Below are 20,110 nucleotides of genomic sequence, written 5' to 3' on the forward strand. Positions count from 1 at the left end.
CCTCACTGGGGCAACGCCAGCACCGCTCAGCTAACCGGCGATGAGTCGCGACTCATAACCAGAGCGAGCGATTCGGAGAGAATCGATTTCGCCAGTTTGTCGTCGTCAACGGCGCGCGCAAGCGTAATGGCCCCCACGATGGTCGCGACGATACCCAAGCCAGCCTCTTTGCTATCACTGGATATAGCGTGCGCTATTCGTGACGCCAGTTTGCGCACGTAATCCGTGAGCTGTTCCCTGACATCCGGATTTGCATGCCGCGCCTCCCCGGCGAGCGCACACAGAGCACATCCATTGCCGGGATTCTTCACGTGACGCTCATTGAGGAAAGCTTCGGCAATAGCCTGTAGAGGCGTTTCCCCACGCTTTGCCGCACCGCTTGCGATAGAAGCCATGCGCTTCTCGCTCTGACTCACCGCGTGCTCGAGCGCCTCCAGGATCAACGCATCACGCGACGAAAAATGGCCATAAAACGCACCGTGCGTCAGCCCCGCGCTGCGCATGCACTCGGCGACGCCGAGCGCCTCGATGCCGTTTTCGCGAATCTGCCGTGACGCGTTCTCCAGAACCCGCTGCCTGCTCTCAGCCTTTTGTGCCTGCGAATAACCCATTTTTCCGCCTCATCACGCTTGACAAACTGCATGATGAGCATAATACTGAATTTCTGCATGATGATCAACATACAGAATGAGATGTTGAGGACGTTCATGCCAGCTTGGATGCAGCGGCAATCCTGCGCTGCTTAACAGAGATTTTGCGAAGTTTTTGCTCCGCCAGCACGTGCGACTTGGAACGTGATCTCGCGGCGCAATACATAGGAGAAGGAAATGCGTTTTACTGGAAAGACAGCGCTCGTCACTGGCGGCAATAGCGGCATTGGCTTTACGACAGCGAAGCTTTTGATCGCCGAAGGCGCCCGCGTTGCCATCACCGGCCGCGATCGCGCCAAACTGGATCAGGCAGTATCCGAGCTCGGCGAAAACGCGCTTGGCATTCAGGCCAATCTCGACGATGAAAGCGCGATCGAGTCGACCTTCAAGCAGATCCAGGCAGCCTTCGGGTCGCTCGACATCGTGTTCGCCAACGCTGGCATCTCCGGTCCGACACCGCTCGGCGGCACGACCGCTGCTGCATTCGAGGCGATTCTTCGTACCAATCTCACCGGTGTTTTTCTCACGGTTCAAGCGGCCCTGCCGTTGATGAGCGCCGGAGGCTCGATCGTATTGAACGGCTCCGTGATGCGCGAACTGGGCTCGCCCGGGTCGGCCGCTTATTCCGCAACGAAGGCGGGCGTCACCGGCATGGCGAAGGTGTTTGCGTCCGAACTCGTGCGGCGTGGCATTCGCGTCAACACCGTGATTCCCGGCGGCACACGCACACCGATCTGGACGCGCGGCGCACGGGCCGGCGCAACGCTCGACGCGACCGAAGAAGCGTTGGCACCGGGCATTCCGATGGCTCGCCTCGCGGAACCTGAAGAAGTTGCCAAGGCCGTGTTGTTCCTCGCGTCCGATGACGCTTCGGGAATCACGGCGGCTGAGATCGTTGTCGACGGCGGCACGATCGGTGCGCCGTGGGGAGCGCCGATATTCCGCAAGGGGTGAAGGCACTCGAGTTTCCGGTAGCGGGTCGACCAGCTTAGGGCCGCAACGCGCAGTCCTAAGCTGCCGGCAAGTTCGCTACTGCCAGATCGAAGGCTCGTTCCGGCGGACCTCCTTTGGGCGCCCCTTTCCAAAGGCTACACGGACGGACGAGCGCCCTCCCAGGCACGCTGTAGCAGTGCTCTAAGCGGCTCCTCCTCAATCGGCCGCGGATTCCAGTATGGATTCGACAATGCCACCTTGCATGCGTGATCAAGGTCGGCTTCGCCCAACCCAATCTCGCGAAGCCCTCGCGGAACGCCAAGTTCCTCGTTGAGCTGGTAAAGACCATCTGGCGCTGAGTCAACGTTCAACGCCCTGGCGATTCGGCCCATCGCCTCATCCGCAACGGTACTGTTATAAGCGAGAGAATGCGGCAGAACGATTGCGTGCGTCTCAGCATGAGGGAGATTAAATGTTCCACCCAAGGTGTGGCACAGCTTGTGATGAAGCGCCATGCCAACATTGCCGAGCACCATTCCGCACAGCCACGCACCATAGAGGCACTCGCTGCGCGCCGCTTTGTCCTTGCTGTTCTTCTTCACGCCACGCAGGCCGTTGGCAAGTGAGCGAATACCCTCCTCCGCCATGAGCGACATGACGGGGTTTCCGTCCTGTGCGTACAGCCCCTCGGCAGCATGAGCGATAGCGTTGAGGCCGCTGACAATCGAGAGACGGACCGGGAGCCCGATGGTCAACTCCGGGTCGTACAGGACCGTCTTGGGGATGACTTTGACATCGCGACCGGTTTTCTTCAGGCCGTTTTCAGTTATGCCGTAGATGGGAGTCATCTCCGACCCGGCATACGTCGTAGGTATTGCGATAATCGGCAACGAAGATTCGAGCGCAATCGCCTTGCCGAGTCCAATCGTCGAACCGCCGCCAATAGCCACTGCGCAGTCTGCGTCGACTGACTTCGCGTGTTCGCGCGCGCGGCGAGCGTTCTCGATAGGAACATGCATCTGGGCGCCGTCGAACACGCCTGCGCTCGCAGGTCCAAGAAGCGACGAAACCACTTCAGCCTGGGCCTTTTGCTCGGGCGTGCAAAGAACAAGCGCCCGGCGAGCACCCAACGTCTCCACTTCCTGTTGAATCAGCTTCATGCTTCCAGCGCCGAATACGACTCTCGACGCCTGCGTGGTATAGGTAAACTCATACATGAGATTAGCTCCCTGTGTCGTCAAACGGTACAGCTCGCTTAGATGTAGTCGACCTGGTGGCGAGCGATACGAATGTCACCCACGATCTGCTTCACTCGCAGATGCTCAGGATGCGACGCATACGCATCGAGCGACTCCTGGCTTTCGAACTCTGTGTACAAGACCACATCGCAGGCATAATCCACGGCGCTTACATCCAGCCCGACCTCCAGCCTGGTAAGTCCGGGAATCTTTCCGCTCAGACTCTCGAACGCAGTCTTTACGAGCACAGCGGATTCCTTCTTTTGCTCGGGAGTCTCACCGCGAACGTTCCACATCACGATATGCTTGACCATATTCGATTCCATTAGTGTTGCTTATTACCAGGCCAAATGTTCGAGATGCAATCTCATGACTCAAGTATGCATGTCAGTGGGGCCTCGCCACGCACCAGGCCCCGCTGAGTTCTAAATCCGGTCTGCCATAGGAAAGTAGTTACGCTTTGTTCTTGTTGTACACGTCGACGAACACGGCCGCGAGCAGAACGATGCCTTTGATAACCTGCTGATAATCCACGCCGATGCCCATAATGGACATGCCGTTGTTCATCACGCCCATGATGAAGGCGCCCACAACCGCTCCGACCACCTTTCCGACACCGCCGGAGGCGGAAGCGCCGCCGATGAAACACGCTGCGATGACGTCGAGCTCGAATCCCGTGCCGGCCTTCGGCGTTCCACTATTCAGACGTGCGGCGAAAATCAGACCTGCCAGCGCAGCAAGGACACCCATGTTCACAAAGGTCAGGAAGCTCACTGCAGGAACGCTGACACCCGACAATCTCGCTGCCTTTGCATTGCCGCCAACCGCATAGATACGTCGACCGATCGTGGTGCGATTCATGATGAACGTGTACACACCAATCAGCACAGCCATGATGACGAGCACGGTAGGCAGGCCACGATAGGATGCAAGCAGGTAGCAGAAGAACACAATTAGTGCCGTCAGGACGAGATTCTTCGCCACGAACATCGAGAACGAGCCACTCTCGACACCATGTTTCGCCGCGCCGGCGCGATGCCGAAGCTCAATCGCGAAGAAAAGCGCACCGACAAACGCGCCGAGGACAATCGAAGTGATGTGAAGTGTCTGTCCGTGAAAAAGGTCAGGGATAAAACCCGAGCTCACGGCGCCGAATGCATCAGGGAACGGGCCGATGGACTGGCCTTGCAGAACGAGGTTTGTCATGCCACGGAAAACCAGCATGCCGGCCAGCGTCACGATGAACGAAGGCATCCGCCAGAACGCAATCCAGTAGCCTTGCAAGGCGCCAATCAGCGCGCCGGCCAGGATACAGATGATGGTTGCCCAGATGTAGTTGACCTCGAACTGCACCATCAAAACTGCTGCCAACGCGCCCACCAAACCGGCCGTTGAACCGACAGACAAGTCGATGTGGCCTGAAACAATCACCATCAGCATGCCAAGGGCCATGATGACAATGTAGCTGTTCTGAAGCACCAGATTGGTCAGATTGAGCGGTTGCATCAGTACGCCGCTCGTCGAGACCTGGAAGAAGGCCATGATGATGACGAGCGAAATGAGCAGTCCGTACTCGCTGCCAATACGCTTCACCACACCCAAAACTTCGCTTTTCTTAACCTCGGCGCCTTCGGCGACCACTGGAGAGAGTGCCTTACGCATTTTCGATGCCTCCATTTCGCATAATCGCCCGCATAATCTTTTCCTGCGAGACTTCTTCTGCGGTGAATTCGCCGACAAACCGGCCTTCGTTCATGACGTACACGCGGTCGCACATACCAAGCAGTTCGGGCATTTCCGAGGAAATCATGACCACACACTTACCTGCCGCAACCACCTGATTGATGATGTTGTAAATCTCGTACTTCGCTCCCACATCGATACCTCGCGTGGGCTCGTCGAGAATCAGTACCTCGGGTTCAGAAAACAGCCACTTGCTCAGCACCACCTTCTGCTGGTTGCCACCCGACAGGTTGCCAACGACGTGGGTAACGCCTTGAGCACGGATCCGGAGCTTCTTTAGAAAATCGGTCGCAACCTTTATCTCCTCGTGCTCGTCGACGACGCCAAATCTGGAGACCCCAATCAGGTTCGCCAGCGTGATGTTTCGCTTGATGTTGTCGTCCAGGAGCAGACCGTTGCCTTTCCGGTCTTCTGTCACATAGGCGATGCCCGCCTTGATGGCCTTCTGTACCGATGAAACGTCGACCTGCTTTCCGTGCATCAGCACCTGGCCCGTGATGTCCTGACCATAGGTGCCGCCGAAGACGCTCATGGCGAGCTCCGTACGCCCAGAACCCATCAGCCCTGCGATGCCAACGATTTCGCCCTTGCGCGCTTCCAGATTGACGCCTTTGATGACGGCACGGTCCCTCTGCGTGGGATGCTGGACACGCCAATCCCTCACTTCAAAAATGACTTCGCCGATGTCCGGCGTACGTGGCGGGTACCGGTCGGACATCTCCCGGCCGACCATCGCCTTGATGATGCGGTCTTCGCTCACGCTCTCGGCTTTGCAGTCGAGGGAATCGACCGTCGAGCCGTCACGGATCACGGTGATTCCATCCGCGACACGTGAAATCTCATTCAGCTTGTGCGAAATGATGATTGACGTCACACCGCGCGACTTGAGTTCGAGCAGAAGACTAAGCAGTGTGTCGCTGTCTTTTTCATTCAGGCTTGCGGTAGGCTCGTCGAGAATCAACAGGCGAACCTCTTTAGACAATGCCTTTGCAATCTCGATGAGTTGCTGCTTGCCGATCCCAAGCGTGCCGACCGGTGAATCTGGCGAGTCAGAGAGGCCGACTTTCGCCAGCAACGCCTTTGCCTTCGCACGCGACACTTGCCAATCGATGACGCCGCGCTTCGACTGCTCGTTACCCAGATAGATGTTCTCGGTAATCGAGAGCATCGGTACGAGGGCTAGCTCCTGGTGGATGATGATGATTCCGACTGCCTCGCTATCGGAAATATCGGAGAATGCCCGCTCCTGACCGTCGTAAAGGACGTCGCCAGAATAAGAGCCGTGCGGATAGACGCCACTGAGGATCTTCATCAGGGTCGATTTTCCCGCGCCGTTTTCTCCACAAATGGCGTGAATCTCGCCCTGACGGACCTTCAGATTGACATTATTCAGAGCCTTGACAGCGCCAAAGCTTTTCTGAATTCCGCGCATCTCCAGAATGGTATCCATGGTCAAATTCCTCTGATTGGTCACGCTCGCGAGCGTGTCTGCGTGAAGCGAGGCGCTGGTGGGCGCCCCGCCACGCGGACGTTCAGATGCCTTACTTGATTTGGGCCTGCGTGTAGTAACCGCTGGTCACCAACTCCGACTGGTAATTGGCCTTGTCGACGAGGATTGGCTTCACGAGATAAGTCGGAACGATCTTCGTTCCGTTGTTATAGCTCTTCGTGTCGTTGACAGGCACCTGCTTGCCGCTCAGCGCGTTGTCGACCATTTCGGCGGTCACGCCGGCAAGCTTGCGAGTGTCCTTGAACACGGTCGAGGTCTGGTCGCCGCGAACAATGTTCTTGACGTTCTGGATGTCCGCGTCCTGTCCCGTGACAATGGGCATGGTTTGCTGGGCCGAACCGTATCCAATGCCCTTAAGCGATGAGATAACGCCAACTGCGATTGCGTCATTGGGCGTCCAGACCGCGTCGAGGTGGTCCTTGCCGTAGAAAGCGCTCAGCAGGTTGTCCATCCGGGCCTGAGCCGTCGCGCCATCCCAATTGCGCGTCGCGACTTTATCGAAGGCAATCTGTTTGCTCCGAACCACGAATTTACCGCTGTCAATGTACGGTTTGATAACTGACATGCCGCCCGCGTAGACCATATGGGCGTTGTTATCGTCCGATGAACCACCGAACACTTCGATGTTGAACGGGGTTTTGCTGCCGGCCTTCTGCCAAGCGCTGACGATGCTCTGCCCTTGAAGAACGCCCACGCCATAGTTGTCGAAGGTTGCGTAGTAGTCGACATCCTTGGTCTGGCTAATCAGACGGTCGTATGAAATGACCTTGATGCCTTTCTTCTGCGCGAGCGCCAGAGCGTCAGAAAAGGTCTTGCCGTCGATCGGTGCGATGACCAGTGCTTTGACACCCTTCGCAAGCATGTTCTCGACCTGGTTCACCTGCGTCGGAACGTCGTAGTTTGCGTACTGCAGGTCGGCCGAATAGCCTTTCGCCTTCAGTGCATCGACCATGCTTTTACCGTCGGTAATCCAGCGGGATTCCGTCTTGTCGGGCAGCGAAATGCCAATAACACCCTTATCCTGGGCGAAAGCAGCGCCAGACATGGCCGAGAAAGCTACCGAAGCAGCCAGGATGACCGCGACACTCTTCAGAATTTTCATGACTTCGTCTCCTATTTAGGAATGCGTATTTGTGTTGCCGGTTTATGAAGTACGGAATCCCAGGCCGACGCCCGAAGACGTCAGCCATTCAAACGCTTAACCGATAAAGACCTCTGCACCCGCTTCTTTGGACGAAGCGAACATGGCCTCGATGACACGGCTAATGTTGTACGCCTGCGTAGCCGGCACAACCGACTGCGTGCCGTTGCGCAACGCGTCGAAGAACGCGTTCGACTCCCGGTCGAAGTACACCGGGTTGCCGATTTCGGCGATATCGGGCGAATACTCCGTCTTTTTTGTTGCCCAGATTTCCGGGAAGCTGGTCTCTTGCCACTCGGTCCAGCCCTCCGGATGGTCACCCTTGCCCGCGTCATAAATCTTGTAACTCGCGGGCAGCGAGCGGGAAGACATAATGCCTTCCGTTCCGTAGGCGGTGATGTCCCAGCTCTCGGTCCACGGCAGGACGTCCCACGACATGAAGTCGACCGTGACAATCTTGTCTTCGTAGTTCAGCACCGCGCCTGCTGCGTCTTCACGCGATTCGTCACCATGGAAGTTCGGAAACTTCGTGATACGCGCGTTGACCGAGCGGGGCAAGCCGAAGTGCAGAAGGATGCGATCCACCAGGTGACATCCAATAACGAATACGGCGCCGCCAATATCGCCTGGCTGGGTCATGTGCGGCGTTCCGGCCTCATCGTGCGAGCAGCCGCCGTGGGCGCGCACCTGAACGACTTTGCCGAGGCGTCCGCTCTTGAGTGCCGCCTGCATGGCATCGACCGATGGTGCGAAGCGCCAGCAATAGCCGACTTGCACGAGTCCGCCGGTGCGCTCCACAGCCTCGACGATGCGCTTGGCGTCGACGGAACTGCGGCCAGCAGGTTTCTCGCACAACACTGCCTTGCCCGCCTCGAGCGCTTCAATGGTCAGATCGGCCATCTTCTCGCTCTTGGAGTGGACGAGCACGACATGAACATTCTCGTCCGCCAGGATGTCTTCCTTCGAGCGCGCCTCGAGACCGAGCGCGTCGACGAACGGTGTGAGCAGCGGGCTTTTGTCCCACGCGCCGAGCATCTTTGCGTCGGTGCGACGCTGGATTGCCTTGACCCGCCCCGACGTATGGGGGTGAGTGATGCCAAGACATGCTACGCCGAGCGTTTCGTTGGGACCGATCTTTCGCGTCATGACTTATCTCCTCCAGATTTCCCGTTACACCTTGACGGCTTTGCCCGACAACGCCGACTCGAGCGCGCAGTCCGCCAGACGCAGCGCCTTCAGCCCATCCTGAACGGAGGTCGGCAAAGGCGAGTTCGCGTTCAGTGCGTCGACGAAGGCTTCGAGTTCGGCCTTGTATGCAGCCTCGTAGCGCTCCAGGAAGAAGTTGAGCAGCGGCTCGCGGACATCAGTCGCGTCCTTGGACCAGCGTCGAATCGTCGAAGGACGCAGGTTTTCTTGCAGGAGCATTCCCTTCGAACCCGACACTTCCATGCGCTGGTCGTAGCCGTACACCGCTTCGCGACAGCAGTTGATGTGGCATTGCTTGCCCGAAGCTGTTCGCAACTGCACCATCACCGTATCGAAGTCAGTCAGCTTCTCAAGCGACTCGTCGACGAGACGGCTGGCCATGGCCATTACCTCGACCGGTTCTTCGCCGAGCAGCCAGCGAGCCATGTCCAGGTCGTGGATCACCATGTCGCGGAAGATGCCGCCCGAGTGTTCGACATAGTCACGCGGAGGCATGCCCGGGTCACGGCTCGAAATGATGACCTGGCGCACTTCGCCGACGTCGCCTGCGTCGATCGCTTTGCGGAAGGCTTGCGATGTCGGGTCGAAACGTCGATTGAACGCGAGCATGACGCGACCGCCCAGTCGCTCGACTTCGTTTGCCGCGGCTAGCGACTTCTCCATGTCGAGATCGATGGGCTTCTCGCACAGAACAGCCTTGCCGCGCTTGACGGCTTCGAGCATGAACGTGATGTGCGTATCCGTCGGCGTACCGATGACCACTGCGTCGATGTCGTTGCGCTCGAGGACTGCTGCAGCGTCCGTCGAGGCCTCGCAGCCCAAACGGCTAGCCAGCGACTTAGCCGCACTTTCAACAGGGTCTGCCACCACGACCAGCTTTGCGTTCGGGCTCGCGGCGACGTTGCCGGCGTGAATGCGACCAATGCGGCCGGCGCCGAGTACGGCGATTCGAATCATGTGAGTCTCCAGAAATACGTTGTCGGTTAAGGTCGAAAGCTTCAGGCAGAAGTCGCGGCTTTTGCCGAGAACTGGGCGATGGTGGTGTCGTAAGCGCGCTTTGCCATCTCGTCGAGCGGAAATTTCCGGTGCACCTCAGAGATGAGCTCCACGCCGTAGTACGGCAGCGTGCAACCTGCTTGCTCAAGGGCGTCGACGAAGGCCGGGCAGTCACCTGCACCTTCGCCACAAAGCTGGCGATTAAAGGTCGAGTCGTCGAACAACGATCCCTTGACCTGCGCGCCGACGTCATCCATCTCCACGCCCTTGATGAAGCGCGCGGGGATCTGGGCGACTTCGCTATAGGGGCTACCACCGCGTGCGACGTGCCAGTGGTCAACCATCAGGCCGCCATTGGGTTGGTTGGCGCCTTGAGCAACCTGCAGCGCTTCCGCGATGTTTCGAATGGGAGAGAAAGGCATGAACTCGATTGCAACCGTGGCGTCAACCATCGCCACGTCCTGGCAAAGCTTCCCGAATTCGTCGGTCATGCGGGGGAAGTCGGCCGGATTCTTGTCGAACGGACTCGCGCCGATTTTCAGATTGCGCATGCCCAGTTCGCCACCCAGTTCGATGAAACGGCGACGGCAATCGTCCGACTTGGCACGCGCCTCGCCGTCGAAGTACCAGTCCATGAGGATCTCGAGCTCGAAGTACTTCATGCCCGTGTCGTCCAGAATCTTCTTGACGCCGGACACGCCGTACTTCCCGATGCTGTACTCGAGGTCATCGAGAATGAGGCCGATACCGCTCCAGCCGGCACGCGAAGCTGCTTCGCAGCGATCGCGCAGCGGGAACGGGCTGATTTCGTTCGGTGCACACGGATAGACGTCGCCAGCGAGTGTCCAGTACGCAGCCAGCAGTTCTTTCTTCGCACTCATAGGTAGTACTCCTGTATCTCTCAATGTCATCAGTTTTTCGACGGCACGCTCCCGCGCACCAAACGATTACGGGATTGCCCGCGTGGGCTTCGTGGACGTCGCGAGGGTGAAGTCCCACGAAACAGACCAAAACGGTGATAAGACCCCGACGCGCTTAGCAGCTTCCGCGTCGTCAATCTTGTTGAATTCAGCGATGAGCTCACGCTTCACGCCGAAGACCGCGTCTTCGGGGAGGTACGGACTGTCGGGCGTAAAAATGTGAGTGATGACCGGGTCAAAGCCAGGCGCGGTGACGATGAAGTGCAGATGAGCCGCTCGGTTCGGATGTCGGCCTATTGCGGCGAGGAGCTTGCCAACCGGACCGTCCGAAGGAATCGGATAGTGACGCGGCTTGACAGACTTGAACCAGTAGCGGCCTTCAGCATCCGACGTAAAAACGCCGCGAAGATTTGAGTCAGGCTGAATGCCTTTCTGCTGCACGTCATAGAAGCCGTCGTCGTTCGTCTGCCAGACCTCGAGCTTCGCGTCAGGAATCGGGTTTCCCTTGATATCGGCAACCCGGCCTTCAACAACCATGGGCTCGCCCTTTCCATCCAGGCAGATGTTCGCGCCGTTCGGATATTCAGGTGCATTGGCGACGTAGAAGGGACCCAGAATCGTGTTCGGCGTAGCACCGCTCGGACGACGATGATTGATTGCATCAACGAGCATCGAGACGCCCAGGACGTCGGAGAGCAGGATGTACTCTTGCCGCCAGTCCGTGCACATTTGCCCCGTCTCGGTCAGGAAGCGAATGGCGGTGAACCACTCTTCATGCGTCGGCTCAATTTCCTTGACCGCAGCATGAAGATGCTTGACCAGAACCGACATCACCTGGCGCGGGCGAGCGTCGGCATCTTCGCTCATACGGGCGTTGACGACTTCGGCCGAGCGAGCCTCATCGAAATAAGGCGATGCGGGCGGAACTGCAGAGGTTGCGCTTTGCATTGCGTGTCTCCATCAATCTCTTCTGTAGCTTTGAGACGAGTCTATATTCGTCGTGACTGGCAAAACAGAGCTAGAAAGGGAAAGTCTTTCGCGCTGGGCGGGAAGAAACCCCGAATGCGATGAGCGCAAGCTCACGCTGTCCAATGACGTTCGTATTCGTTCTGGTGGAACCGCGCCACAAGCGCGTCAATGAACAGTCGCACCTTTACAGGTAGGTGAGAGCGAGTCTGAAACGCGATGTTCATCGTCAGGCGGGGAAGGTCCCAGTCGTCGAGCACCGGGACAAGACGGCCTGCCTTGAGGTCGTCGTAGATGATGTATTTGGGCTGCACCAGAATGCCCATGCCGTCTAGCGCGGCGATACGCAATATCTGGCCGTCATTCGATTCCACTAACGGCTTCACTCTGACAACGACGTTCTCACCACCCCGTGTGAATGAAAGCTCGCGTGGATTGTCGGCGAGTTGATAGTTCAGCAGCCTGTGCTTCGCGAGCTCCGCCGGGAAGCGAGGGCGTCCGTTCGCCTCGATGTAGCCGGGCGATGCGGCCAATATGCGGCGTGTCGACGCCAATCTTCTAATGGTTATGTTGCTATCTGGCTCGAGGACTTTCGTACGAATTGCTACGTCGATGCCGTTCTCGATGATGTCGCAGTAACGGTTAGCCGCTACCACGTCCACTGTAATGTCGGGGTAGCGCGCCGTGAAATCAGGAAGCATCGGCGCGATGTGAAGCATGCAGAACGATAACGAGGCGGTGACGCGAAGGACACCGCTTGGACGCACAACCGCTTCCTTGGTGACAGCCTCTGCTTCGCCAAGATCGGCGAGGATGGATTTGCAGCGTCGGTGAAACTCAGCGCCAGCCTCAGTCAGGTAAAGGTTGCGAGTCGTCCTGCGCACCAGTTGGACGCCAAGTCTCGCCTCCAACGAAATCAAATACCGACTTGCTGCCGAGATTGACAGCTCGACAGCCTCCGCAGCACGGCTGATGCTGCCCGTCTCGGCCACTTCGACGAATAGTTGTAGTTCCTTGAACTGATCCATGCCCTTGCACCATTACGCCTCGTTCGCCCACATCCGAGCCGGATACGGGAGCACGCGCGACTTCGCTGAGTCATTTCGTGTGTCGCGTCGGCATCATGATAGTGCTGTAGCTCTATCTTTTAGTCACAAAAACACATCAATAATCTATCAGTTCAGTGGATTCGCCATGCCCTTGACGCCAGGCATGCTTCGCGAGGGCTCGCGCAAACTCGGCCGGCTCCCAGTCCTCCCGAAGCGCTCTGAGCATCATCTGGCCTTGGCTCTCTGGCGCGAGCCCCCCGGCGGGCGGATCCCTGTCAAGGTTTGTCGGGAACGCATAGCCTTCGGCGCACGAGGCAATCACCGACAGCGCCTCGAGCCCGCTTATCTTGCCGGTCTTAAATCCGTCCCGAAGGACTGGGTAGAGAGTCTCGGACATGCGCGTTCGATCCACGGCTTCCATCGCCCGACCATAAGCCGACGAGATTTGAAGCAGGTTTGCCATGCGCTGAACGTGGCTCGTTCGATTCGACCCGGCTGCGTGAAATAGCGCCGGATTGAAGAAGATGGCATCGCCCTTGGCAAGCGGCACCTGAACGAAGTTGTTCTCGAAATACTCGCGGAAATCAGATCTACGCCAAGCCACATAGCCTTGAGCGTATCGCTGCGAGTAAGGCAGGAGTTTGGTCGGACCGCTCTCGACTGGCATGTCGCTGTGCGCAACAGCCCCTTGCAGCGTGAGAAAAGGCGACATCCTATGCACGTGCGCTGGAAAAGACGACGCCATCTCAGCCGTCTGGAAGCCCAGATGGTAGTCACGATGGGCTTGCTGTGCCTCGCCGCCGGGTCTGACAACATTGACCTGCGACGTAACCTGAAAGCACGGGCCAAGCCATGCCTCGGCGGCCGCCGGCAGCCAAGGGTTCGAAAAGTATCTGGCGAAGACATCAGGTGCCGCAAGGCAGAGTTTTTCCTGCGCGTTCCAGATACGATCGTTTGCGCCTGCTTTCGCGAAATGGTCAGCCTTCGAGCCCGATTTCTTCTCGGCTTCAATAATCGATTCGAAGATGGCCGTCGCCTCATCCACGCACCCGGTGTCGGCAAAAGCGCGCTTGAGCACAAAGACGCCCGCTCCATCTCGCAGGACTTCGGCCCACTCCGACAGTAGCTGAAGCCTTTCCGTTTCAGACGAGCGCACTTCTTCCAGCTCGCGGCATTCGTATACAGGAATCGCTTGAACCGACGTTGTCGCGTAGCGTAGCCCGCGCTCCCCTGTCGCGTTGAGCGCTCTCACGAAATCGCTCAAGCTGCAGTCGCTTTCGCGATACCAGTTGGTTCGCTCAGCGAGATAGTCTCCGCGTCGGTCGTCCATACGTGCCTCCTATATTCGATGTAGGATAGCTCGCAAAGCACAGATCGAATTATCAGAAACACATCAAAAAACTATCAAAGATGGAGGGTCGGATTGGCTCACCGCTTCTTGATCAAGGAAATTGCCCTTCAGGCAGGGCTTGGAGTGGCAACTGTTGATAGGGTGCTGAACGGACGCGCGAACGTCCGGGAGCACACTCGCAATCGGGTTGAGCAGGCGATAAAAGAACTTGAGAAACAGGAGCTAAACCTGGCGACCACGGGGCGCAAGCTCATGGTCGACGTGGTAGTGGAAGCACCGGCGCGGTTCAGCGACGAGATAAAGAATGCGCTCGAAGCGGAACTCGCGTTGATGCACCCGGCGGTTGTTCGTCCGCGCTTCCTGTTGCGGGAGACGATGACGACGCCCGAAGTCGTGGATGCTCTTCGATCTATCGCCCGAAGAGGCAGCCATGGTGTTTTTCTGAAAGCCCGCGACGTTCCCGAGATTGCCGAGGTGGTCCGCGAACTCCAGCATCACGGTATTCCCGTCGTCACCGTCTTCACCGACATACCGCTGTCGGGACGCATCGCCTACGCCGGGCTCGACAATCGCGTCGCTGGGGCCACGGCGGCCTACCTTCTGGGCCTTTTGCTGGGCCCCCAGGCGGCTAATGTGTTGATAACGATGAGCGACGAGCATTTTCGGGGCGAGGAGGAGCGCGAGATAAGCTTTCGTCGAGCATTGCGCAAGCACCACCCCCAACTCAGGCTGATCGATGCAAGCGGCGGACATGGTCTTGATTTACCGACTGAAGAGCGAGTCCGAAGCGTTCTCAACGATGGTACTTGTATCGCTGCCGTGTACTCCATGGGCGGGGGTAATGTCGCGATTCTTCGCGCGCTGGAAGCGCAGCAGCAAGCTCCGGTCTGTTTCATCGGTCACGATCTGGACAAGGATAATGTGCAGCTTCTACGCACTGGAAGGATTCAGGCAATCCTGCATCATGATCTCCGACAGGACATGCGCTCCGCGTGTCATCACGTCATGCACTTCCACAAGCTCCTGCCAGCATCCTCTGTCGCGTCATCTTCTTCGGTCGTGGTCGTGACGCCAGAAAACATTCCGGACCACATCGCCAGTCGTTTCCGCGATTGAATCGACCACTCGTGTTCCTGAGAGGTCCGGGAATCAATCGTCACCCGGACCTCTCGACAGCATCAGAACTTCGTCGCCAACCCTGCAATAACGCCAAACTGGCTTTTGCCATAGTTGGGGTTGGTGCTCGAGGTGCTCCCGTTGACGGGGTCGTTGTTGATATTCGCGCCATACAGACCACTGTCGAGGCCGATGTTAGACGACGAGCTGTTTCTCACATACGCCAGTTCCGTGTACAGGAGCGTCCGTTTGGATAGCGAATAGTTCGCCCCCAACGTGTAGAGGGTTGCGTTCCCGTTCCCATTGTTTGCATTCGCGTGATAGACGGCGCCGGTGATAGCAAGTGCGGGCGTCGTCTGCCAGATCGCGCCAATCCACTCATGATTAACGGCTGTCGGGAGGCTCGTTCCTGCCGGCAACGCTGACGGGGTCGCCGTGCCGAAATAGCCCGCATTCGATGCGTTCGGAGCGCTCAGATGCTGGTAGCCAATGTATCCAGTCACAGGACCGAATGCGTACGTCAAGCCCGTGAGAATCGAGCGGGAAGCAAGGTACACGTTGCTGAATTGGCCGTTTCCGTCGCGAACCTCGTCATAGGTCGCCTGCCAGAAAAGGCCCTTGTTCGCGTAAGAGAGTTTGATACCATCCGAGCGCCCCTGCGAGCTTCCGAGTCCGCTAGAAGTACCGAGTTGACCAGGTGCGCTTCCAGGATTTCCCGCGTTCCACGTCGACGAATTCGTCAAATCATACTGGCCTTGCAGGGTAAAGCCGCCAATCGTCGGCGACAGGTACTCCGCGCCGTTCGCCGCCTGCGAAAAGATGCGGCCGCGTACCAGCGTTCCAATCGCATACTTCTTCGTTTGCTGGGGGTCGACGTCGCCCGAGTATTGACTTATCTCAGCCGAACCCATGTTGCCGAACTTGATTTGCCCCCAGGTGTCATTCTGCAGGCCTACGGTCGCCTGCCCCTCGAAGAAACTTCCGTTCGCGAAAGCCCCGGTCATGGTATTCAGTCGGGACTCGAGCGTGAAAATTGCATGGGTGCCGCCGCCGAGGTCCTCACTGCCTTTGAGACCAAATCTCGATTGCGCCCAGCCTCCACTTTGCGCACCGAATACATGCCCCTTCGGTTGATTGGTCTCGTATGCGATACCGTTGTCCACGATGCCGTATAACGTGACGCTGCTCTGAGCCATCGCGGTTGCCGTCGCAGACAATGCGAACATGCCGAACAGAAGTTTCTTCATCGCTATCTCCGTTAATATAGTTGTACTACGTACGTCTCCTGATACAGCAGGAGCTCACATCTTTCCCGGCGCCCGTCAATCGTTGATCAAATGCGACACGCTTGAAGGACGTGGAGTCTCAGAGACGCTCGCAAGGAAGGAAATGAGAAGAAAAAACAAGCACTGGAGTAAGGCTTAGGCGGAGGGTAATAACTTCCGTGGGGCACGTCTCCTGAACTGCGCTTGTATTTTTGCCCGAGTGTATATTCCCCATCCACTCGAACAAAGAGCAGAAAGGGGAATCTCTTTCGTGAAATCAGGGAAAATCCGCGTTAGAGCAAGTGCGCAAAAGCCTTTCAGCGTTATGCCTCCTCGCCTCCTCGCGGTTAACCCCTGTATCCCTGTCGACGTCTCATCGATTACGGTTCGAGCGTTGCCCATGCGAAGAGACACGTTCTTCTCAGGAACCAACCCAAATGGACCGTGAGCAGTCTCACGCCGCCTAACGCACCCATACGGAGATACGTATGAAGTTCAAGCAACTGTCTGTTTTTGTTGTTTCAGCAGGTATGGCTTTGAGTCTCCTCTCACTTCCGACGTTGCGAGCTCATGCAGCGACAAGCGATGCCGGCGCCTCCGATAGTGCTATGTCGAAGCAGGAGATGAAGGCGCAAAAGAAGGCCGACCGCAAGGCGCGCCGCGCGAAGAAAAATGCCGAGCTCAGTAAGCTGGAAAAGAACGGGTATAACCCGGCGGGAGATCAAACGAACTATCCGCAGAATCTGCAGAATGCCCAGCAGAAGGCGAATGGTCAAAAGCCTACCAACGCTCCTGCGGTCGCACCTTGACGCTTTACGCGTACTGAATCGCACGCGTGGTCAAGCTGATGATGGCTCGAGTCGCGCGGGCGATCGAACACGATCGTGGGTAGCCTGCCGTCGTGTGACAGCCGCCACCTCTGCCCACAAAAAGAAGGCTACGTAAGCGCCATCCCTCCTTCGGCCTCACTCCACTTCGCAACCCATCCTGGCAACTCTGGCGACGGCTGCGTAATCTCCGACAGTTCCAGCAACTCGGCAGTCGTCACAACACCACCACTTCGCTTCAGGAACCGTGCTCGCACAACGGCCAATGCGACCCGCACGTCATCACGCACGAACCCTTGCTCGATGAAAATGTGCTTCTCATCCCAACCGATAACGCGAGTCTGGACGTTATAGCGGTCGCCAAGCTCGAGCGACCGATGAAAACGCATCGTTTCCAGCGTGACGACCGGGTACCAGCCTTGTGCCTTCAATTGCCGCCACAGACCACTACGCATCATCAGATCGACGCGCGCCAGATCGAGGATCGTAAAGTAGCGGCCGTTGTTCATATGGAGCAAGACGTCGAGGTCATTGAGCCACACTCGAAATGGCGTGACACACGTGTCGAGCACGTGCAGCCGGCTCCGGCCACGACTGGTGATTAACAAAAGCAGCAAACGAATTAGTAGGCTCATGCGAAAACCCGGTGATAGGAACGCGCCGCGCGCGGCACAAAAGCGTGAATGGTAGTCGCGCAGATAAAATCCGGGATGCAGAGGGCGAGGCAAATCTGTAGAACATTCCCTCGAAAAGATGCGGCATGCAGTGGTGAATCACGACGTAGGGATATGTTGCCGGCGCACGCGCTTCGCCAAATGCCCGGATAATATCGCTCTGGCACGCTAATCAAGGGCACCCCAAGATGACAAAGCCTTCAATCGCAAAACGCCGTAGCGGCATGGTCAAAACATTGGCGGCCTTAATGGCGTCAAGTGCGGTCTTGTCCGTACCCGTTCCCACGCCAGCGGTCGCGCAAACGAAAGACGCGGGCGCATCGATGGCAAGCGTGTTCGCGCCGAGCGGCACGCTGCGCGCGTCGATCAATCTCGGCAATCCGATTCTGGCAAATCTTGATCCGGCAACGGGCAAACCGGTCGGCGTGTCTGTCGATCTCGCTACCGAGCTCGCCAAACGACTGGGCGTACCGCTGCAACTGATCGCGGTCAAGTCGGCGGGTGAATCGGTTGACAACGTGAATCAGGACAAGGCAGACATCGGGTTCTTCGCCGTCGATCCGAAGCGCGGACAGGAAATCGCCTTCACCAAACCGTACGTGCTGATCGAGGGCTTTTATCTCGTGCGCGACACCTCGCCGATCACGACTAACGAGGGTGTCGATCAACCCGGCGTGACCGTCGCAGTTGGCAAGGGTAGCGCCTACGATCTGTTTCTGACGCGCGAACTCCATCACGCGACAATCGTCCGGATTCCAACTTCACCGGCGGTTGTGCAGGGATTTCTGGATCAGCATCTGGACGTGGCTGCAGGCGTCAAGCAACAGCTCGAAAAAGACGCCGCCAAAGCGGGCGGATTGCGGTTACTGGACCAGCGCTTCATGGTGATCCGTCAGGCGTTGGGTGTGCCAAAAGCCAAGGGCGATGAAGCGGCCATGTATCTGTCGAAGTTCGTTGAAGATATGAAGACGTCGGGCTTCGTCGCGGCGTCATTGGCGCGGCATCACATCGCCGGTGCGGAAGTCGCAGGCAACGACGAGTAGCGCCCCCCATCCTATTCGTTCGCGACGTCCGGCATGACCTGTCCCATCTCCATCGCCTGACTGGCCGGTACGTCCTGAATGCCGATGACAATCTGGTCATCGGGCGCTCCCGTCGCGGTCTGAAACAGTTTCCAAAGACGCTGTATCAACTCGCGCTTGTACTCAGGTGGCCGCCCGGCCCGCATCAAAAGCGTGAGCGCGGCGGTTGCCGCCGGTTCTCCGGCGGTGAACCCGCTGCCCGGCGCATAGTCCTGAAACACAATATGCACCCAGTTTTTTGGCACGCCCGCGAATTCGGAATGCAGGTTAGTCAGCTCCATCGCGAGCTTGGCCTTGGCGTCACTGCTTAGTGCGCCGTTCTGAGTAGTCAAGGTGTAGAGCGGCATGAGAGCGACTCCTGGACTGATGTTTCACGGGCGCTCGCATCGAAGAAAGCGCCTCTCGTAACCGGACCCTCTGCCAACGCATAGGGGCACCCAGACGATCACTCGACGTAGTTCTTCAGAATGCGCAGGTCAGTCACGGAGTACGCCATACCGAGCCGATAGCCCCGGCCGACGCGCACGGGCGCAATCAGGTTCATGTCCTCACCGGCGACTTCGGGAATCTTCAGTTCCGCCGACCCGGCCCAGACATCCACGATCGCAAGATTATCCGTGAGCGACATAGTCAATTCGTCGACCGGCGGCTTCTCCTGAAGTCCCGCGGCGAGTTGAGGAAAGTAACGGCGCATTGTTGTTGGCCGGTTGAACACGGTCGTCGGGTCAGCAACAGGTTCCTCGAGCTGGATGCGGGCGGTCGCCAGCCGCTCTCCATGCGCGGACACACTCGCGCCGAAGCGGCTTCCTTTTGCAAGCGGCGCCGCTGCCAGACTGGGCGCGGAGAAACTGCGAGTCTGGTAGACGCTGGCGAGCTTCTTTGGAAAGCCCTGCGCCCATCCGCGGGCGATGGCGGCGTCGTTATCGACGAAGATGTAGGGGCAGTAGTTGACCGGAACACCGTCGAAGACCGCCTCGACCAGAACGAAAGCCTCGCGGTATTGATAGCGGGCCGGGTCCGTCACCTCGTCATTGGAACCCGTGAACTGCCAATCCAGAAACCAGAAGAAGGCCCGGCCGCCGGATTTCTCGTCCACCGTGACGCCCGGCGGGAGGAGCGCCGCGATCGCTTTCTGATCGGCCCAGTATTCGATGGCGAGACAGTCGCTGGAATAGTGCCACGGCGGCAGCGTCGCCAGTGCGGACTTTCCTTGCGGAGTGATAGGGACCGAAAACGCTTTATGCATCTCGCTTCTCCTTGATCGGCGCGACGAAAGTCGCTATACGTGGAATCCATGCGTGTCCTCCGGACACCGCGTAGCAGTGGACGCAGACCGTTCGAGGACACAACGCGCGGCCAGAATGCGATCCGCCGTAGCGGTCGATCCGGCGCGCCGCGCGAGAGCTAATAGTGCCGTGTCCCGCCTGCTACCGCTTTCGAAAT

20 protein-coding genes are annotated in these 20,110 nt (G+C 58.0%); 4 read left to right on the plus strand and 16 right to left on the minus strand.

Annotated features, from left to right (window positions below; translation table 11 throughout):
* Positions 1 to 26 precede the first annotated feature (26 nt).
* A complete protein-coding gene (locus M0D68_RS03100) occupies positions 27 to 611 on the minus strand; it encodes a TetR/AcrR family transcriptional regulator (RefSeq protein WP_200620992.1) in 585 nt (194 codons plus the stop codon).
* A 216-nt stretch (positions 612 to 827) separates the two neighbouring features.
* Here M0D68_RS03100 and M0D68_RS03105 point away from each other — a divergent pair, with 216 nt between their 5' ends.
* On the plus strand, positions 828 to 1,604 hold the full coding sequence (locus tag M0D68_RS03105) for an SDR family NAD(P)-dependent oxidoreductase (protein WP_200620993.1): 777 nt from the start codon (positions 828 to 830) through the stop codon (positions 1,602 to 1,604).
* Positions 1,605 to 1,738: 134 nt separating this feature from the next.
* On the opposite strand, the gene M0D68_RS03110 is transcribed toward M0D68_RS03105, so the two are convergent.
* The 11 genes from M0D68_RS03110 to M0D68_RS03160 form a co-directional block, all read right to left on the minus strand.
* Positions 1,739 to 2,800, minus strand: coding sequence for a maleylacetate reductase (locus M0D68_RS03110; RefSeq protein ID WP_054033903.1), 1,062 nt, complete (start codon positions 2,798 to 2,800; stop codon positions 1,739 to 1,741).
* 38 nt (positions 2,801 to 2,838) lie between these two features.
* Entirely contained in the window at positions 2,839 to 3,135 is a 297-nt protein-coding gene (locus M0D68_RS03115; protein WP_266223744.1) for a Dabb family protein, read from the minus strand.
* A gap of 139 nt (positions 3,136 to 3,274) precedes the next feature.
* Positions 3,275 to 4,498 carry a multiple monosaccharide ABC transporter permease gene (mmsB, locus tag M0D68_RS03120; protein WP_266223962.1) on the minus strand — a complete coding sequence of 408 codons (1,224 nt, stop codon included), beginning with the start codon at positions 4,496 to 4,498 and terminating at the stop codon, positions 3,275 to 3,277.
* Positions 4,476 to 6,014: a multiple monosaccharide ABC transporter ATP-binding protein gene (gene mmsA, locus M0D68_RS03125; RefSeq protein ID WP_266223745.1), complete on the minus strand. Its 1,539-nt coding sequence runs from the start codon at positions 6,012 to 6,014 to the stop codon at positions 4,476 to 4,478. The genes mmsB and mmsA overlap by 23 nt, the downstream gene beginning before the upstream one ends.
* 91 nt (positions 6,015 to 6,105) lie before the next feature.
* Complete coding sequence (gene chvE, locus M0D68_RS03130) at positions 6,106 to 7,176, minus strand: multiple monosaccharide ABC transporter substrate-binding protein (protein WP_301711704.1); 1,071 nt, start codon at positions 7,174 to 7,176, stop codon at positions 6,106 to 6,108.
* A gap of 96 nt (positions 7,177 to 7,272) precedes the next feature.
* Positions 7,273 to 8,361 (minus strand): Gfo/Idh/MocA family protein, encoded by a 1,089-nt coding sequence (locus M0D68_RS03135; RefSeq protein ID WP_093634128.1) that lies wholly within the window; start codon positions 8,359 to 8,361, stop codon positions 7,273 to 7,275.
* 24 nt (positions 8,362 to 8,385) lie between these two features.
* Positions 8,386 to 9,378, minus strand: coding sequence for an inositol 2-dehydrogenase (gene iolG, locus M0D68_RS03140; RefSeq protein WP_201123422.1), 993 nt, complete (start codon positions 9,376 to 9,378; stop codon positions 8,386 to 8,388).
* Positions 9,379 to 9,419: 41 nt separating this feature from the next.
* The gene (locus tag M0D68_RS03145; protein WP_200652990.1) at positions 9,420 to 10,298 is read right to left on the minus strand and encodes a sugar phosphate isomerase/epimerase; all 879 of its coding nucleotides are present in this window, start codon (positions 10,296 to 10,298) and stop codon (positions 9,420 to 9,422) included.
* Between the two features lie 66 nt (positions 10,299 to 10,364).
* Entirely contained in the window at positions 10,365 to 11,285 is a 921-nt protein-coding gene (locus M0D68_RS03150; protein WP_266223746.1) for an intradiol ring-cleavage dioxygenase, read from the minus strand.
* Between the two features lie 131 nt (positions 11,286 to 11,416).
* Entirely contained in the window at positions 11,417 to 12,331 is a 915-nt protein-coding gene (locus M0D68_RS03155) for a LysR family transcriptional regulator (RefSeq protein ID WP_266223747.1), read from the minus strand.
* A gap of 136 nt (positions 12,332 to 12,467) precedes the next feature.
* Positions 12,468 to 13,682 (minus strand): phytanoyl-CoA dioxygenase family protein, encoded by a 1,215-nt coding sequence (locus M0D68_RS03160; RefSeq protein WP_266223748.1) that lies wholly within the window; start codon positions 13,680 to 13,682, stop codon positions 12,468 to 12,470.
* A gap of 93 nt (positions 13,683 to 13,775) precedes the next feature.
* Here M0D68_RS03160 and M0D68_RS03165 point away from each other — a divergent pair, with 93 nt between their 5' ends.
* Positions 13,776 to 14,819: a LacI family DNA-binding transcriptional regulator gene (locus M0D68_RS03165; RefSeq protein ID WP_054033920.1), complete on the plus strand. Its 1,044-nt coding sequence runs from the start codon at positions 13,776 to 13,778 to the stop codon at positions 14,817 to 14,819.
* A gap of 62 nt (positions 14,820 to 14,881) precedes the next feature.
* On the opposite strand, the gene M0D68_RS03170 is transcribed toward M0D68_RS03165, so the two are convergent.
* The gene (locus M0D68_RS03170; protein ID WP_093634134.1) at positions 14,882 to 16,066 is read right to left on the minus strand and encodes a porin; all 1,185 of its coding nucleotides are present in this window, start codon (positions 16,064 to 16,066) and stop codon (positions 14,882 to 14,884) included.
* Between the two features lie 506 nt (positions 16,067 to 16,572).
* Between M0D68_RS03170 and M0D68_RS03175 the strand changes: the two genes are divergently transcribed.
* Positions 16,573 to 16,893: a DUF4148 domain-containing protein gene (locus M0D68_RS03175; protein WP_266223749.1), complete on the plus strand. Its 321-nt coding sequence runs from the start codon at positions 16,573 to 16,575 to the stop codon at positions 16,891 to 16,893.
* A gap of 128 nt (positions 16,894 to 17,021) precedes the next feature.
* On the opposite strand, the gene M0D68_RS03180 is transcribed toward M0D68_RS03175, so the two are convergent.
* Positions 17,022 to 17,546, minus strand: a complete 525-nt coding sequence (locus tag M0D68_RS03180; protein ID WP_266223750.1) for a thioesterase family protein — start codon at positions 17,544 to 17,546, stop codon at positions 17,022 to 17,024.
* A gap of 362 nt (positions 17,547 to 17,908) precedes the next feature.
* Between M0D68_RS03180 and M0D68_RS03185 the strand changes: the two genes are divergently transcribed.
* Entirely contained in the window at positions 17,909 to 18,628 is a 720-nt protein-coding gene (locus M0D68_RS03185; protein WP_266223964.1) for an ABC transporter substrate-binding protein, read from the plus strand.
* Between the two features lie 11 nt (positions 18,629 to 18,639).
* Here M0D68_RS03185 and M0D68_RS03190 read toward each other — a convergent pair whose 3' ends face one another.
* Positions 18,640 to 19,014, minus strand: coding sequence for a tautomerase family protein (locus M0D68_RS03190; protein WP_093634138.1), 375 nt, complete (start codon positions 19,012 to 19,014; stop codon positions 18,640 to 18,642).
* Between the two features lie 98 nt (positions 19,015 to 19,112).
* Positions 19,113 to 19,913 (minus strand): acetoacetate decarboxylase family protein, encoded by an 801-nt coding sequence (locus M0D68_RS03195; protein ID WP_266223751.1) that lies wholly within the window; start codon positions 19,911 to 19,913, stop codon positions 19,113 to 19,115.
* Positions 19,914 to 20,110: the final 197 nt, after the last annotated feature.

The sequence above is a fragment of the Paraburkholderia sp. SEWSISQ10-3 4 genome (assembly GCF_030464785.1).
Taxonomy (GTDB): domain Bacteria; phylum Pseudomonadota; class Gammaproteobacteria; order Burkholderiales; family Burkholderiaceae; genus Paraburkholderia; species Paraburkholderia aspalathi.